Below are 15,872 nucleotides of genomic sequence, written 5' to 3' on the forward strand. Positions count from 1 at the left end.
AGATGCTTTTTATGTCCAATTCAAACTCAAATTACACTAAGCAACTCATTGATGATTACTGTGTGCTGGATACCGAAACGACCGGCTTATCTGCGTATTACGATGAAATTATTGAAATTGGTATTTTAAGGGTCAGGAACAATGAAATTGTAGATCGTTATGACCAGTTGATTAAACCAAACTTTGACATAGGCGATTTTATTACAGCATTAACAGGAATAACTAATGACATGCTGGAAGGTATGCCATCTATAGACAGTGTTAAAACGGATGTACTCTCGTTCATAGGTGATGACATTATCCTTGGTCATAACACCTCTTTTGATATGCGCTTTTTGAATGAAGGCTTTAAGGAACAACTTACTAACCGGTATATGGATACGATGCAATTTGCACGAAAACTGTATCCTGAGCTGAAACATCACAGACTCTCCGATTTAACTGACTACTTAGGCTTACACAATAATGAACACCGTGCTTTATCGGACTGCGTATCAACAAAAGAATTATACGATGCCGTAAAAGCTAGTATGGCGGAGAAGAATCTCGCTATTGAAGATTTATGGATCAGCAGCGAAAGCCACGGCGGCAAAAGAATAGATATCAAAGCCATTAAGCCTACTGAAGCGGTCATTGATGAAGATGGATTTTTCTATAATCGACATGTGGTTTTCACCGGTAAGCTTGAGAAAATGCTTCGAAAAGATGCGATGCAGCTTGTAGTGAATCTTGGCGGTATCTTAGATAATAGCGTGAATAAGCAGACTAACTATCTGATACTTGGTGACAATGACTACAATGCAATTCTTAAAGGTGAGAAGTCTTCAAAGCATAAGAAAGCAGAAAAGTTAAAACTTGAGGGGCAAGATATAGAAATTATTGATGAGCGGACTTTCTATGATTTGCTGGAAGTATAGTCTCAGATATAAGCTGTAAATAGTAAAAGGAATATTAAGCATTAGATTTAAAAGTGTTAGGTTAAAACTCAGAATGGAAAGTTAAAGTTTCAGGATTCCTATAAATAGTTTCAGAGTTCAAAGGCAAGGTTTCATTGTATCCAACACGTGATGAAACTAGAGATAACTTTTGAGACAGAGTGGATTGTCAACACCTATTTTAACACTTAAATGTGGATAACATTTAAGTGTTTTTTGTTGTATAATATTTTGCCGTTGGAGGCGTAAAATGAAATCGTTAAAACAAATTAAAAGAAAAATATTTTCTTTGACCCTGACTGTATTGCTTCTTTGCAGTAGTGCGGCCTGTATTAAGGTTAAGGCGGCTGAAGGCATCGAAATTAACCGGAAAAATTTCGCATCTGAGGGCTTCGCCGATTATTTAAGGCGAGCTTATGATGAAAATAAAGATGGTTATTTAAGTAAGGAAGAGTGTGAAAAGGTTGAATTAATTAATATCGGCAAAAGCGGCATGCATGAAGTTGATGTTAATTCCGACACGATGACAGCAGTTAAAGGCTTGGAGAATTTTCCTAATTTAAGAGAATTTAATTGCAGTTATACGCCGATAAGCACTTTGGATCTCAGCAAAAATCCGCAATTACAGGTTTTAAATTGCCGTAAAAGTAAGATTAAATCTTTGGACTTGAGACAGAATCACAAGTTGGAAGAATTGAATTGTACATTTAACGATATTGAAAAGTTGGATCTTTCGCAAAATCCTAATTTGGAAACATTAACCTGCTATCGGACAAAATTAACTCAATTGGATTTGAAAAATAATAGCAAACTTTCAACTTTAAGTTGCGGCAATACACCGTTGAAAGCTCTGGATATCAGTCACAATAAAGAGTTGGTGGTGTTGTTTTGCTACAATACGGAAATCAGTAAATTGGATACGAGCAATAACCCGAAACTGGCGAAATTGATTATGCACGATTGCAAAGTTGCCGATCTGTCTTTGAACAAAAATCCTAAATTAAGATTTTTTAATTGCTTTAATACCGGAATAAGCAAGCTGGATTTGAGCAATAATAAAGACTTGGAAGAGATGGTTTGCAGTGAAATGCCTCTTAAAAATCTTGATTTGAGCCAAAATGAAAAACTGTCGGCATTGGATTGCTCCGGTACGAATATTAAGCAATTGGATTTATCTGCCAATAAAAAATTACAGCAATTAACTTGTTCCGCTTCACTTGTGGGAAATATTAAATTCGACCATAAAATTCCCCGCTTTGCTGTTGCTGTTTATGCTAAAAAACAAGGTAATAATTATTTGTTCAATTTAGCTGATACGGGAATTGCCGCAGATAAAATCAAGGACGTAAAAGATATAAGCAACACTAAAATCGGCGAAACAGCCAATTTGCCTGCAGGAGTAAAATTTTCTGCTGCTAAGGCCCAATTGCAGGTACCCGGTGAGAAAATGGAAAGCTTTGATCTTGTAAGTCTGCAACAACCTGAAATCCAAGAAAATCGTCCTAATTCGGCAAAATTGGTTTATCAAGTTGCACAGCATAAAACTGCGGCTGCTGCCGAGCGGGGAAATAGTGGAAAAGCACCGGCCGGCGGTAAAAAACTGCTGATCTATATAATCGCTTTCCTGCTTGTTGTCGTCATTGTCGGGGCTTACTTTATTTCCTCGTCAGTGATAAAGAGAAACAGAAAATAACTGTTTAATCAAATTACATCTGTCGATTATTCGCAGATAATAAGCCTTGCCCGGAAAGATGCCGGCGCAGGGCTTTTTATATGGGGTAAAACAGCCGCAGACGAGAAAATGTAAACAAATTGCAAAAACAGAGCCGGAAATACTCTTTTTTCTCTCTACTTTTCCTGTAATTCAATCGGGCGGCTTGACACGGGAATCAGTATTTTATACACTTTCTATGGCTAAAAATCACACAAACTATCGCCTGTTGATTTTTATAATATTGCTTAGTTTGTGGAAGTTAAAACAGGAGGAAATTATGGCCGTTATTTCAATGAAACAGCTTTTAGAAGCAGGTGTCCATTTTGGTCACCAGACACGCAGATGGAACCCTAAAATGGCTCCTTACATTTTTACCGAGCGCAACGGTATTTACATTATCGATTTGCAAAAGACGGTGAAGTTAATCGAAGCAGCTTATGATTTTGTCAGAGAGACTGCTGCCAATGACGGAACTATTCTGTTTGTCGGCACTAAGAAGCAGGCACAGGATTCAATCAAAGAAGAAGCTTTACGTTGCGGTATGTACTATATCAACAACCGTTGGTTGGGCGGAACTTTAACGAACTTCACAACAATTAAGAAACGTGTGCAACGCTTGGAACAATTAGGCAAGATGGAAGAGAACGGCCAGTTCGACGTTTTGACCAAGAAGGAAGTTGCCAAGTTAAGACTGGAAAAAGAAAAGTTGGAAAAGAACTTGGGCGGTATTCGCGAAATGAAGCAATTGCCTTCAGCTTTGTTCGTTGTCGATCCGAGAAAGGAACACATCGCTGTTTCTGAAGCTAAGCGTTTGGGTATTCCGGTTGTAGCAATTGTTGATACAAACTGTGATCCTGATGATGCCGATTACGTTATTCCGGGCAATGATGATGCTATTCGTGCCGTCAAACTGATTGCCGAAACTTTGTCGAACGCCGTTATTGAAGGCCGTCAGGGCGAAGATGCTTTGGCTATTTTAACGCAAAAGACTGAAGAGCCGGCTGAGAGCGAAGAACAAGCTGAAGTTAAAGAAGAAAGCACAGCTGCAGTCGAGGAGCAGGAAACAACTGAAACAGCTCCGGAAACTGTTACTGAAGCTTAATAAGAGAGGTTTAGCATGGAAATTACTGCTGCATTAGTTAAACAATTACGTGATATGAGCGGTTCAGGCATGATGGACTGCAAGAAAGCTTTACAAGCTAACGACGGTGACATCAAAAAAGCGATGGATTGGTTGCGTGAGCAGGGAATGGGCAAGGCTGACAAAAAAGCTGCCCGTGTAGCTGCAGAAGGTGTCGTGGCATCTTATATTCACGGCAATGGTCGTATCGGTGTTTTAATCGAGGTTAACATTGAAACGGACTTTGCTGCCAAAAACGAAGATTTCCAAGCCTTTGCGCGGGAGATGGCGATGCAAGTTGCCGCTATGAATCCGAAATACGTTCAACCTTCCGAAATTCCGGCTGAAGTTCTGGAACATGAGAAAGAAGTTGTGCGTAATCAGGCTTTGAACGAAGGCAAACCGGCCAAAGTGGTTGATGAGCGCATTGTTCCCGGCCGTTTGGAGAAGTTCTATAATGAAGTTTGCCTGATGAATCAAAACTTTATTCGTGATGACAGCAAGACCTGTGATCAGGTGAGACGCGAGTTGATCGCCAAGATCGGTGAAAATGTCGTCGTCCGGCGCTTTGTTCGTTACGAGTTGGGCGAAGGTATTGAGAAAAAAGAAGAGAACTTCGCTGAAGAAGTTATGAAACAAATTAAGTAATCTATTTTATAAGCGGCAACGGCGTTGCCGCTTTTTTTTTAGCCATTTAACAATAAGAGGGTGGAATGATGCTTTATAAACGTGTTTTGTTAAAATTATCAGGTGAGTGTCTGGCGGGTAATAAAGTCGGTGGCGGTATTGATGAAAATACTTTGGCCAATACAGCTAAAGTACTGAAAGAGGCGCATGATCTGGGCGTACAGTTGGCAATTGTCGTCGGCGGCGGTAATTTTTGGCGCGGACGTTCAAGTAAAAATATGGATCGGGTAACAGCGGACCAAATAGGGATGTTGGCTACCTGTATGAATGCTTTGGCTTTATCTGATGCTTTGGAACAAGCGGGCTTGGATGTTCGGGTTATGAGTTCGATTGAAATGCGTCAGATTGCAGAGCTGTATATTAGAAAGCGTGCTTTAAGACATTTGGAAAAAGGGCGTGTTATTGTTTTTGCCTGCGGTCTGGGTAATCCTTATTTATCAACAGATACAACTGCAGCATTGCGCGCAGCTGAAATTAAAGCTGAATTATTTCTTAAAGCGACTAATATTGACGGCGTATATGATAAAGACCCGAAAACGGATAAGAATGCTCAAAGATTCAGTATTATTACCCATGATGAAGTACTGAGAAGAAATTTGAAAGTTATGGATGCGACCGCCGCAGCTTTGTGCCGGGATAATAAAACTGATATTTTTGTTTTTGATGTACGTGACCCGAGAAATATTTTGCGGGCTTTGGAGACGACTGATTGCGGTACGTTGGTTCACAGTTAATTACTTTAGTCCTAAAGTATGCTAAAATTAAGGTAAATCAGGTTCAAAGGAGAACTGTCTATGGCGATTGAAATTACAAAGAGTACTTATGCACCCTACGAAGATAAAATGGGAAAATATTTAAGTAATTTAACTGAAAACTTGACTTACATTCGAGCCGGTCGTGCCAATCCGCGGCTTTTGGATCGTATTATGGTCGATTACTATTCTTCTATGACACCTATTAACCAGTTGGCTAATATCCAAGTACCGGAAGCCAGACAGCTTTTAATTACCCCTTGGGATGCCGGAGTACTTAAAAATATTGAAAAAGCAATATATGATTCTGATTTAGGCCTAACTCCGAGCAGTGACGGTAAGAGCATTCGCCTGACTTTCCCGGCATTAACGGAAGACCGCCGCAAAGATTTGGCAAAAGAAGTTGATAAATACGGGGAAGAGGCTAAGATTAACGTTCGTGCCGTCCGCCGCGATTTCTTGGAATTGATGCGTAAAAATATGAAAAACGGCGAAATCAGTGAAGATGTTTATAAAGGTTGTGAAGAGGATATTCAGAAACTGCTAAATAAATATATTGACAAAATTGATGCCGCTGTTAAAGCAAAATCTGCTGAATTGATGGAAATTTAATTTGTATATTTTAAGTAAAACTACCGAACTTGCTTTGGAAAATATTAAATTGCCTCGACATTTGGCCATAATAATGGACGGTAACGGACGTTTTGCCCAAAAAAGGATGTTGCCCCGTTCTTATGGCCATCGTCAGGGTACAATCAATTTAACTAATGTTTGTCGGATAGTTGACGCTATCGGGATAAATTATTTAACTGTTTATGCTTTTTCTTCTGAAAACTGGCGTCGTCCGGCAGCTGAAGTTAATGAACTTTTTTCTTTAGTTGCCACCTATTTCAATAAATATATTGATGAATTGATGCAGATGCAGGTAAAACTTAATTTTATCGGTAATTTGACGCAGTTACCGGAAGATTTGCAGAAAATAATCCATTCGGCCGTTACCAGGACAGCAGAAAATAAGCGATTACAATTAACAATTGCGCTTAATTACGGCAGCCGCTTGGAAATAGCTGAGGCAGCTGCAGCTACCGCTTTGTTATTGCAAAAAAGAAATGATCTTTCCCATTTGTCATTGACCGAAGTTGAGAAGATATTTGAGGCAAATTTGCAAACTGCCAAATTGAATTTGCCCGATCCGGATTTAATAATCAGAACTGCAGGTGAGATGCGGCTTTCCAACTTTTTATTGTGGCAGGCAGCTTATGCGGAATTTTATGCCTGTGATTGCTTGTGGCCGGAATTCGGTGAGAAGGAGTTATTGGCCGCTTTATTGGCGTATAATCAAAGAACACGTAAATTCGGAGCGCTGAAATAATTTTAAGTACGTCAATGCACGCGAATGAAGGAGATAATTATGAACGAAAGAACTAAAACGGGCATTACTTTATGTGTGTTGGTCCTGTTGTTTTTAATACCGGCGGCATATTTTAGTGAATTACTGTTGGCAGCCTGCATTATTTTGACAATATTGACCTCATTGGAGATGTATTACGCCTTGAGAAGGCGTTTGAGACCTGTAAGCCTGTTCAGTTTAATGCTTGGTGCTTTCAGCGGTCTGGCACCTTTAATTGCTTGGATTAATTTCAGCGATTATGCCAACTGGTTCAATTTGCCCTTCAGAAGCAGCGGCTTATCAGCGGAATTGGTACAGAATAACCTTTGGCGTTCCTATTATTTTTGGATGTTGACAGCCGGTTTTGCTGCTTACGGATTTATATTTCTGGTATATGCTTTCTTATCGACATTTTGGCAATTTAAGACCTATGACGACAAAATTTTGCCCCAGGCGACAATTACCGTTTTCGGCGCTTTATATTTATCCGCACCGTTGGCAGCTGTTACTTTATTGTGCTTTGCCGTTCCCAATGGCTATAAATGGCTCTGGTTCGGCATAGTAGTAGTTACAGTTACGGATGTCAGTGCTTACTATGGCGGTAAAAATTACGGTAAAACAAAAATCATACCTAATCTTAGCCCCAATAAAACCGTTGAAGGCTCTTTGTGCGCTGTTTTAGCTTCTTTTGTGGCCGGTGCATTATTCGGACTTATTTTTTTAACGGGAAGTACACCGCAATTAACCGGTTATTTCGCTAATTTACTTTTCGGGGCTTTGGCCGGTGTATTTTTAAGTATCGTCGGACAAATCGGTGATTGGTTCGCTTCCGCCATTAAACGTTGGGCCAAATTGAAAGATTTCAGTAAGATTTTACCGGGACATGGCGGAATCTTGGATCGCTTGGATTCTTATATGTTTGTTTTGCCGACTTTATTATTAGTAAGTCTAATTTATTATCTGGTTAAATTTTAGAGGTAATATGTATAATAAAATAACAGTTTTAGGGTCAACCGGTTCCGTAGGGAAGCAAACGTTAGCCATTTGTCAAAACTATAACTTGAGTGTTGTGTCGTTAGCCTGTAAAAGCAATTGGCGTTTGTTATTACAGCAGATTAGGCAGTTTCAGCCTGCAGCGGCGGCCTTATGTACAAATGATAAAAATCTTATTGCTGAATTTAAAGAAGCTTTGGCTGCGACTGTTTTTTCGTCTTCAACTAATGCTACTTATTGCGGTCCGCAAGTATTCTGCGGTGAGGATGCAGCCGAAAAATTGGTAGAATTTCCTTGTGATTTGGCAGTCGGAGCTATTTCCGGTCTGGCAGGTTTGGCATCTAATTCAGCTTTTTTGCAACATGGGGTTGATCTGGCTTTGGCCAACAAAGAAAGTATTGTTTGCGGTGCAGCTATTTTGGATCGAGCAAAAAAGCAGGGTAATAGTAAAATTATCTCCATTGACAGTGAACATGCTGCAATTAATGAATGCCTGAAGGCCGGACGAAAAGAAGATTTCAAAAAAATCTGGTTAACTGCCTCAGGCGGTCCGTTCCGTAATTGGCCGGCGGAAAAGATTGCTCAAGCCGAATTAAAAGACGCTTTACGCCATCCGACCTGGAATATGGGCGCTAAAATAACTGTCGACTCTGCAAGTATGATGAATAAAGGTTTGGAAATTATTGAAGCCTGTTATCTTTTTCAAGTTAATTTCAAGCAGGTTGAAGTAGTTGTTCATCCGCAATCTATTATTCATTCTGCAGTAGAGTGGCAGGACGGTCAGGTTACAGCTCAGATGAGTTTTCCGGATATGCAGGCGCCTATTAAGGCGGCAATTTTTACGCCGGCCAAAATCGCCGGTGTAACGCAGGCTTTCAATTTCTTTGATGCACGTGCCTGCAGTTTAACATTTTATCCACCTGATTTTAATAAATTTCCTTGCTTAAGTTTGGCGCAATCTGCTATCATGAAAGGCGGTATTTATCCGTTGGTATTGAATGCTGCTAATGAAGCGGCGGTCAATGCCTTCTTAGAGGAGAAGATTCGTTTTGGCAGGATTGCACAAGCTGTTGCTTATGCGCTGGATTTATGTGCCGGACGCCCGGAACTTCCTGCAGCTGATGATTTGGCAACGGTTTTAGCTTTAGATAAGCAATACAGAACGTATGTGAGGGAATATTTGCATGTTTAATACGGTAGTTGGAATTATTATCGGTTTAATTTCATTAAGTTTGATGATGCTTTTGCATGAATTGGGGCATTATGTCGCCGGCCGACTTTTAGGTTTTAAGGTAATTGAATTTTCTTTGTTTATGGGACCGAGAATTTTCAGCAAAGTTTATAAAGGAATTCGATACAGTATCAAATCTTTGCCGATAGGTGCATCTGTTGAATTTGCCGGCGAGTATCCGACTATGGATAATAAACTTAATCCGAATCAGATTGCCTCCGAAAAATTGCACGCGGAAGAAGAAGCGACAAATGACGATTTGACACCGGCTGAAATTTTGGCCAGAGACAAAGCGGCGGGCATTTTTTACGCCCAGGCGAAATGGAAACGTTTTATTGTTATGGCTGCCGGTCCGGCGATGAATTTAATTAGCGGCTTTATAGCTTTTACCTTATTCTTTGCCTGGACTACCGCCAAAAGTACGGAGCTGCTTCCGCCGCCGCCTACGAGTACGGCTGCTGCCGCTCATTTAATTGCCGGTGATAAAATTATCAGCTATAACGGCTTTAATATTAAGACGGATATGGATTTGCTGGTTGCACAAAAATTTCCGGCTCAGCCTGAAGGCAGACTTTTACGCTATGAAAGAAGTGAAAATGGGCGTAAGGTTGTTAAAGAAGTTTATTTAGCCGATAAAAAATATAAATTTTTACAATTGAATGTTACCGGTCAAATTGTCGCAGATAAATTTGTGGTTGAAGGTAGCAGTAATCCGGCGATTTTACCTAAAGATGAAATAATTGCCGTTGACGGTGAAAAATTGACCTCAATTCCGCGCTTATATAAGGGTGATGCTGCTCCTAAAAGTATAATAGCGGCAAAAGTCAAGTTATTGCGTAACGGCAAGGAAGTAACAGTTAATGCCGATCAGACTGTACGGGAAATTCCTGCCGACCCGGGAATTTATTTGAAACCTGTCAAAGGATTTGCAGCGGTTTTATCATATAGTGCCGATTTCTTCGTTTCAGTCTTTACCAGTACCTATAACATGTTAGGTTTGCTGTTTACCGGGCAATTACCGGCTAAAGATGCTCTGGCCGGACCTGTAGGTATTGTCAGTATATACTCACAAATCAATCAGGCAGGCGTGGTCCTGTGGGAGAAATTCCTCCATTTTACGCAAATATTCGCTCTGATTTCCTTAAGCTTGGGTATGTGCAACTTTTTACCCATTCCGCCTTTGGACGGATCGCAAATTTTCTTATTATTTATTGAAGCGGTAAGGGGTAAGCGCTTATCGGAAAAGTGGGAAAATATTTACGGATATTTAGGTTTAGTAATTGTTTTAGGCTTGGCACTGTTTACTTTATTCCTGGATGTCCTCAGATTATTCCGGCATTAAGAGCTAAAATTTTTGGACAGATGGTGTATTATTAAGCCATGTATGAAATTAAACGTCGCAAAACCAGGATGATTAAAGCGGGGCCCTTAACTTTCGGTTCGGAAGCTCCGATTATAATTCAATCGATGAATAGTACCGATACGAGAGATGTCGCTGCCAGCTTGCAACAAATTCAGCAACTGCAACAGGCCGGTTGCCAATTGACCCGTTTAGCTGTACCGGATTTTACAGCAGCCAAGGCGTTGGCTGAGATTGTGCGCTATTCGCCCTTACCGATTGTAGCGGATATTCATTTTGATTATAAGTTGGCTTTGGCGGCTATAGATGCCAAAGTTTGCAAAATCAGAATTAATCCCGGCAATATGAAACTCAACGGCGGTTTGAAAGAAGTTGTACAAGCGGCAAAAGCTAATCATATAGCAATCAGAGTCGGTGTTAATGCCGGTTCTCTGAAACCTGCTATACTGCAAAAGTACGGCGGTCCGACAGCTGAAGCTTTGGTTGAAAGCGCTCAGGAAGCGATAGCCATGATGGAAGAAGAAAACTTCACGGATATAGTATTATCTTTGAAATCATCTTTTCCGCTGTTGACAATTCAGGCCTATCGTTTAATGGCCAAGGTCTGTGATTATCCTTTCCATATCGGTGTAACTGAAGCGGGAACTTTACGTGAAGGTACGATTCGTTCCGCTGTCGGGATAGGAACTTTATTAGCTGAAGGTATCGGTGATACATTAAGAGTTTCTTTAACTGCCGATCCGGTTGAAGAAGTCAAAGCAGCTGAAAGTATCCTGAAAGCTCTGGGCTTAAGTGAAGGTTTGACTTTTATTTCCTGTCCGACTTGCGGCCGCACGGAAGTTGATTTGATTAATGTAGCTAATGAAGTGGAAAAACGCTTGGAAAGTATTAAAGTCAATGCCAAAGTTGCCGTTATGGGTTGTAAAGTCAACGGGCCGGGTGAGGCTCGCGGAGCTGATTACGGAATTGCCGGAGGGAAAGGCAACTATCTGCTTTTTAAGAAAGGGGTTACAATTAAAAAAATTCCTGAAGCAGGTGCGATTGATGCCCTTATAGATTTGATATTGAAAGATAAAGCTTCGGAAGAGGCAGACAAGTGAGGAATGACGATGTCTGTAAAAAAAGCAAAGAACTTAGCTGAATTTTTACAAGATTTGGATAAACTGTACGGTTGCGGCTTTTACAGTCGCCTTAATGATGAGGCGACCAAGCGTTTAGCGGCTTTTCCTGCAGTTTTGGCGAGCATTAAATGTCAAGTTGGAAATGCTGCCGTTCGCAATTCCGACGTTCTGCAAGTTTCTGCCGCTCGGCCGAAAAATTTCAAATTGAATTTATTTTTTACCTTACAAAGTACTTTTTCCGATTATAAGATACTTTATTTTATCGAGCGTATCTTGCCGCAGCTTCTGCCGCAGGCCGGAGAAGTTGAATTGTTTTTTGATCTGTCTGCACTTGCTTTGAGTATGCAGGATATAGCCGAATTTTTCCGCGATATCTATCCTTATCTGTTGAAAAAAATTCAAAATCAAGTCAGCGCTCAGGCTGTTTGCATTTTGCAGACGGCAGAGCTCAACATTGCTCATGACGGTGTTCATTTTTGTATTGCACCCGAATTTTATAGTACTTTTAGCAGTGAACTGTTGCAGATTACAGCGAAACAGTTTAAGCGGGAATTTTCTTTGGATGTAAATTTGCATGTAGATTGTCTTGCTGCAAATGCGAAAGAGACGGATACTGTTGTATTGCAGGAACGCAATAAAGTTTTACAGAATCTTTTACAGCAAAGCCAAACTGCCGATGCGTCTCTCGCGCTTGAGCAAGCCGCTACAGATGTCGATAATAACGCTTCCCGCAGTAAAAGTAAGGCCGGAAAATGGCTGAAAGTTTCCGACCCTGAATACATATACGGTAACGTACCGGCGGAAATGAATATTTTACCTTTAGCGGATTTTAATCTACAGAGTCAAAAAGTTATGCTCAAGGGTAAAATTCACGGATTTGAGGCTAACGTTGTGCGTGACGGCGTTAATATGATTGTCAAATTCGCCCTCTTTTCAGATGACGGTGCTGTCCAATGTTTCGTCTACGGAAAAGCGGAAAAATTGCAGGTTCTGACGGAAAAATTGCATGATGATTTGTTGGTGGAAGCTTATGTTGAAGCTTCTACCAATCGTTATACCTCCGAACCGGAAGCCAAAATTATCGGTCTGAAGCAAACACACGAAACTGCCGGCCGAAAAGATGAGGCGGTGAAAAAAAGAGTCGAGCTACATTGTCACAGTCAGATGAGTGCCAAAGACGGCTTTGCCGAACCGAAATCTATTTTACGTCTGGCTGCCGAATTCGGTCATCCGGCTTGTGCCATCACCGATCACGGTGTAGTGCAGGCTTATCCTCTCATGTATGAAGAAAAGAAAGCTTTAGCCAAAAAGGGGAAAAATATTAAGTTAATTTACGGTATGGAAGGCTATCTTGTTGATGACGGTAATACGGTAGTCTTCGGTCTGGATGTTCCGAAAACTAAGCTGACATCTTTCGTAGCTTTCGATTTGGAAACAACAGGCTTAAAAGCCGGAGAAGATAAAATTATTGAAATTGCAGCTATTCGTTATAAACTGAATGAAAGCGGTAATTTTGTCGAAAGTGACGTTTTTGCAACTTTGGTCAATCCCGGCGGTATTCTCAGTCCTAAGACTACCCAACTTACAGGTATTGAGTCCTTGGATTTAGTCGGTAAACCTGATATTGAAACGGTAATTAAGGATTTTCATAGTTGGTTGGGCGATGATCCTCTGGTGGCGCATAACGGCCTGTTTGATTTGGGATTTTTACGCTACGCGGCTTTCGGAATTGTCAAAGGTACGGAACCGAGACTTAAATTTAACAATTTACTTATTGATACGGTAGAGATGGCTCGCACTTTTTATACCGGTTTAAGCAATTATAAACTTGATACTGTTGCCAATGCCCTGCATATAACTTTGGAAAACCATCATCGTGCTTTGGACGATACTCGTTGTTGCGGTGAAATTTTCATTAAATTACTGCAGGAATTGCAAGTCAGTGACTTATTTACGCTGAACGAAAAGGCCGGAAAAGAAAGCACAGCTCAAATTAAGCAGAGAAATAAAACAGTTTTGCATTTTATCGCTTTATGTAAAGATTACTTGGGCTTATATAACCTTTATCGTCTGGTATCGGAAAGCCATGTGCATTATTTCAGCACGCGGCCGCGAATTCCCCGCTCTTTATTACGTTATTTCAAAAGCGGTTTGCTGATCGGTTCTTCCTGCGAAGCGGGCGAAGTTTATCGCAGTATGCATAAATTGTATCGCGATGCGAATAAAAACATGGTTTTAGCTAAAGAAAGATTAAGTGAATATCACTTTAAGCAGATGGCTCGTTTCTACGATTATTTAGAAATCCAGCCGTTGGCCAATAACAGTTTCTTTTTGCGGGATGAAAGCAGCGGTTTAAGAGATGAAAGCGATTTGCAAAATGTTAATCGTTTGATTATTGCTTTGGCGGAGAAAAATAAGAAACCTTACGTGGCTACCTGTGACAGTCATTTCCTCCATCCTTCGCAACAAATATATCGCAACATGCTGCTCAGCGTTAACGGTTTTGCTGATGCCGATTTTTCGCCTTGCCTGTATTTCCGGACAACAGAAGAGATGCTGCAATGTTTCGATTATTTAACAGAAGAAGAAAAGGAAAATGCTGTAATTAACAATCCCAATCTTTTGGCCGCCGAAGTTCAGGACAATATTCCGCCTTTCCCCGAAGGCACGTTCCCGCCGGAGATTAAAGATGCGGCACGTGATATCAATGATTTGGTTTGGCAGGAAGTCAAAGAACGTTATGAATATGAGGGTAAAATTCCCGATTTAGTTTATAATCGGGTGAAAAAAGAATTGGATTCAATTATTTCCAACGGTTTTGCCATCATGTATTACATTTCGTCAAAATTGGTAAAAAAATCCAATGCCGACGGTTATTTTGTCGGTTCAAGAGGTTCCGTCGGTTCATCTTTTGTCGCTACCTTGTGCGGTATTACGGAAGTTAATCCTTTGCCGGCCCACTATGTTTGCTTAAAATGTCATTACAGCGATTTTTCTTTGTCTGACAAGTATGACAGCGGTTTCGATCTGCCGGTAAAAAATTGTCCTAACTGTCAAGTACCGATGTGGCAGGACGGGCAAAATATACCTTTTGAAACTTTTTTAGGCTTTAACGGTGATAAGGAACCTGATATTGATTTGAATTTTTCCGGAGAATATCAGAGCCGAGCACATAACTTTATAAAAGAAATGTTCGGGGCCGATTATACTTTCAGAGCCGGAACTATTTCCGCTTATCAGGAAAAAAATGCTATCGGTGTGGTGAAAAAATATGCCGAAATGCATGAACAGGTTTATTCGACGGCGAATATATTGCGATTAGCCTCCGGTATTTGCGGAGTTAAACGGACAACAGGACAACATCCGGGAGGTATCGTTGTTATTCCCAAAGAACGGGATATTTATGACTTTACGCCTATTCAATATCCGGCTGATAATACCGACAGCTCGATGTATACTACGCATTTTGATTTCAATTCTTTGCATGATACAATTTTGAAATTCGACTGTTTGGGCCATGATGCGCCGACGCAATTGAAACGCTTAAAAGATTTTACCGATGTCGATTTTCTGACGTTACCGATGAACGATCCGCAGGTGATGTCACTGTATAAGGATACATCCGCCTTAAAATTAAGTGAGCCGGATGTGCAGAAAGTCGGTTGCTTGGGTTTGCCGGAACAGGGAACTATTATGGCGCGCGGGATGATTGTTGAAACAAAACCGAGTTCTTTTTATGATTTGGTCCAGTTGGCCGGTTTGTCTCACGGTACGAATGTTTGGAACGGTAATGCCCGGGATTTGATTAATGACGGTATATGTAATATCGATCAGGTTATCGGTTGTCGTGATTCAATTATGACAACTCTTATCAATTATAATCTGCCGTCCAAAATGGCCTTCGATATCATGGAAAAAGTACGTAAAGGCAAGGGCTTGAGTGAGGAACAGATAGCCAAAATGCGGGAATGTCAGGTCCCTGAATGGTACATAGATTCCTGCTTAAAAATTCAATACCTTTTCCCGAAAGCGCACGCCGTTGCTTATGTCATGTCGGCTTTGCGTATTGCCTGGTATAAAGTTTATCGGAAAGAAGCCTTTTATGCGGTTTGGTTGGGAAATAATATTGACGAATTCAATGCCGAGTTGATTATCGGCAAAAGTTTGGCTGAAATTCGCAAAAGTAAAGAGTATTATTTTACGGACTTAAACAAACGTAATCCGCGCGAAAAGAAGCTCTTCTATATTTTAGAAATTGTAGAAGAAATGATGTTGCGCGGCGTGCAATTACTTCCGATTGATTTATATAAGTCGGATGCCAAACTCTTTTTGCCTGAAGGTAACAATGTCCGGCCGCCTTTTGCCGTCATACCGAAATTTCCGCAAACGACAGCGGAAAATATTGTTAAAGCTCGGAAAAACGGCGAATTTTTAGCCAGAGAAGATTTGGCTGTTAAAGCGGATGTCAAACAGGCGGCAATGGAAGCTTTAGCTAATTTTCATGTTCTGGATAATTTGCCGGAACAGAATCAAATGGATTTAACAGATTTACTGGGTTAATATGAGGCT

Annotated in this window: 12 protein-coding genes; all 12 read left to right on the plus strand. The window is 40.7% G+C overall.

The window, feature by feature from the left end; genetic code table 11:
• The first annotated feature begins 11 nt into the window (after nucleotides 1-11).
• The 12 genes from PYS60_RS03220 (at nucleotide 12) to PYS60_RS03275 (ending at nucleotide 15,863) form a co-directional block, all read left to right on the plus strand.
• Complete coding sequence (locus PYS60_RS03220) at nucleotides 12-917, plus strand: exonuclease domain-containing protein (RefSeq protein ID WP_315570795.1); 906 nt, start codon at nucleotides 12-14, stop codon at nucleotides 915-917.
• 268 nt (nucleotides 918-1,185) lie between these two features.
• Entirely contained in the window at nucleotides 1,186-2,628 is a 1,443-nt protein-coding gene (locus PYS60_RS03225) for a leucine-rich repeat domain-containing protein (protein ID WP_315570796.1), read from the plus strand.
• Between the two features lie 298 nt (nucleotides 2,629-2,926).
• Nucleotides 2,927-3,751, plus strand: a complete 825-nt coding sequence (gene rpsB, locus PYS60_RS03230) for a 30S ribosomal protein S2 (protein WP_315570798.1) — start codon at nucleotides 2,927-2,929, stop codon at nucleotides 3,749-3,751.
• Between the two features lie 15 nt (nucleotides 3,752-3,766).
• Nucleotides 3,767-4,417, plus strand: a complete 651-nt coding sequence (gene tsf, locus PYS60_RS03235) for a translation elongation factor Ts (protein ID WP_315570801.1) — start codon at nucleotides 3,767-3,769, stop codon at nucleotides 4,415-4,417.
• Nucleotides 4,418-4,482: 65 nt separating this feature from the next.
• Nucleotides 4,483-5,190: a UMP kinase gene (gene pyrH, locus PYS60_RS03240; RefSeq protein WP_315570803.1), complete on the plus strand. Its 708-nt coding sequence runs from the start codon at nucleotides 4,483-4,485 to the stop codon at nucleotides 5,188-5,190.
• A 60-nt stretch (nucleotides 5,191-5,250) separates the two neighbouring features.
• Nucleotides 5,251-5,820 (plus strand): ribosome recycling factor, encoded by a 570-nt coding sequence (gene frr, locus PYS60_RS03245; RefSeq protein ID WP_315570805.1) that lies wholly within the window; start codon nucleotides 5,251-5,253, stop codon nucleotides 5,818-5,820.
• A 1-nt stretch (nucleotide 5,821) separates the two neighbouring features.
• Nucleotides 5,822-6,580: a polyprenyl diphosphate synthase gene (gene uppS, locus PYS60_RS03250; RefSeq protein WP_315570808.1), complete on the plus strand. Its 759-nt coding sequence runs from the start codon at nucleotides 5,822-5,824 to the stop codon at nucleotides 6,578-6,580.
• Between the two features lie 39 nt (nucleotides 6,581-6,619).
• Entirely contained in the window at nucleotides 6,620-7,573 is a 954-nt protein-coding gene (locus PYS60_RS03255) for a phosphatidate cytidylyltransferase (protein WP_315570809.1), read from the plus strand.
• A gap of 7 nt (nucleotides 7,574-7,580) precedes the next feature.
• Nucleotides 7,581-8,783 carry a 1-deoxy-D-xylulose-5-phosphate reductoisomerase gene (gene dxr, locus PYS60_RS03260; protein WP_315570811.1) on the plus strand — a complete coding sequence of 401 codons (1,203 nt, stop codon included), beginning with the start codon at nucleotides 7,581-7,583 and terminating at the stop codon, nucleotides 8,781-8,783.
• Nucleotides 8,776-10,164, plus strand: a complete 1,389-nt coding sequence (locus tag PYS60_RS03265) for a M50 family metallopeptidase (RefSeq protein ID WP_315567647.1) — start codon at nucleotides 8,776-8,778, stop codon at nucleotides 10,162-10,164. The genes dxr and PYS60_RS03265 overlap by 8 nt, the downstream gene beginning before the upstream one ends.
• Before the next feature lie 47 nt (nucleotides 10,165-10,211).
• Nucleotides 10,212-11,282 (plus strand): flavodoxin-dependent (E)-4-hydroxy-3-methylbut-2-enyl-diphosphate synthase, encoded by a 1,071-nt coding sequence (ispG, locus tag PYS60_RS03270; RefSeq protein ID WP_315570829.1) that lies wholly within the window; start codon nucleotides 10,212-10,214, stop codon nucleotides 11,280-11,282.
• A gap of 9 nt (nucleotides 11,283-11,291) precedes the next feature.
• Nucleotides 11,292-15,863 (plus strand): PolC-type DNA polymerase III, encoded by a 4,572-nt coding sequence (locus PYS60_RS03275; protein ID WP_315567649.1) that lies wholly within the window; start codon nucleotides 11,292-11,294, stop codon nucleotides 15,861-15,863.
• Nucleotides 15,864-15,872 lie beyond the last annotated feature (9 nt).

This window comes from Amygdalobacter indicium (assembly GCF_029101545.1).
Taxonomy (GTDB): domain Bacteria; phylum Bacillota; class Clostridia; order Saccharofermentanales; family Fastidiosipilaceae; genus Amygdalobacter; species Amygdalobacter indicium.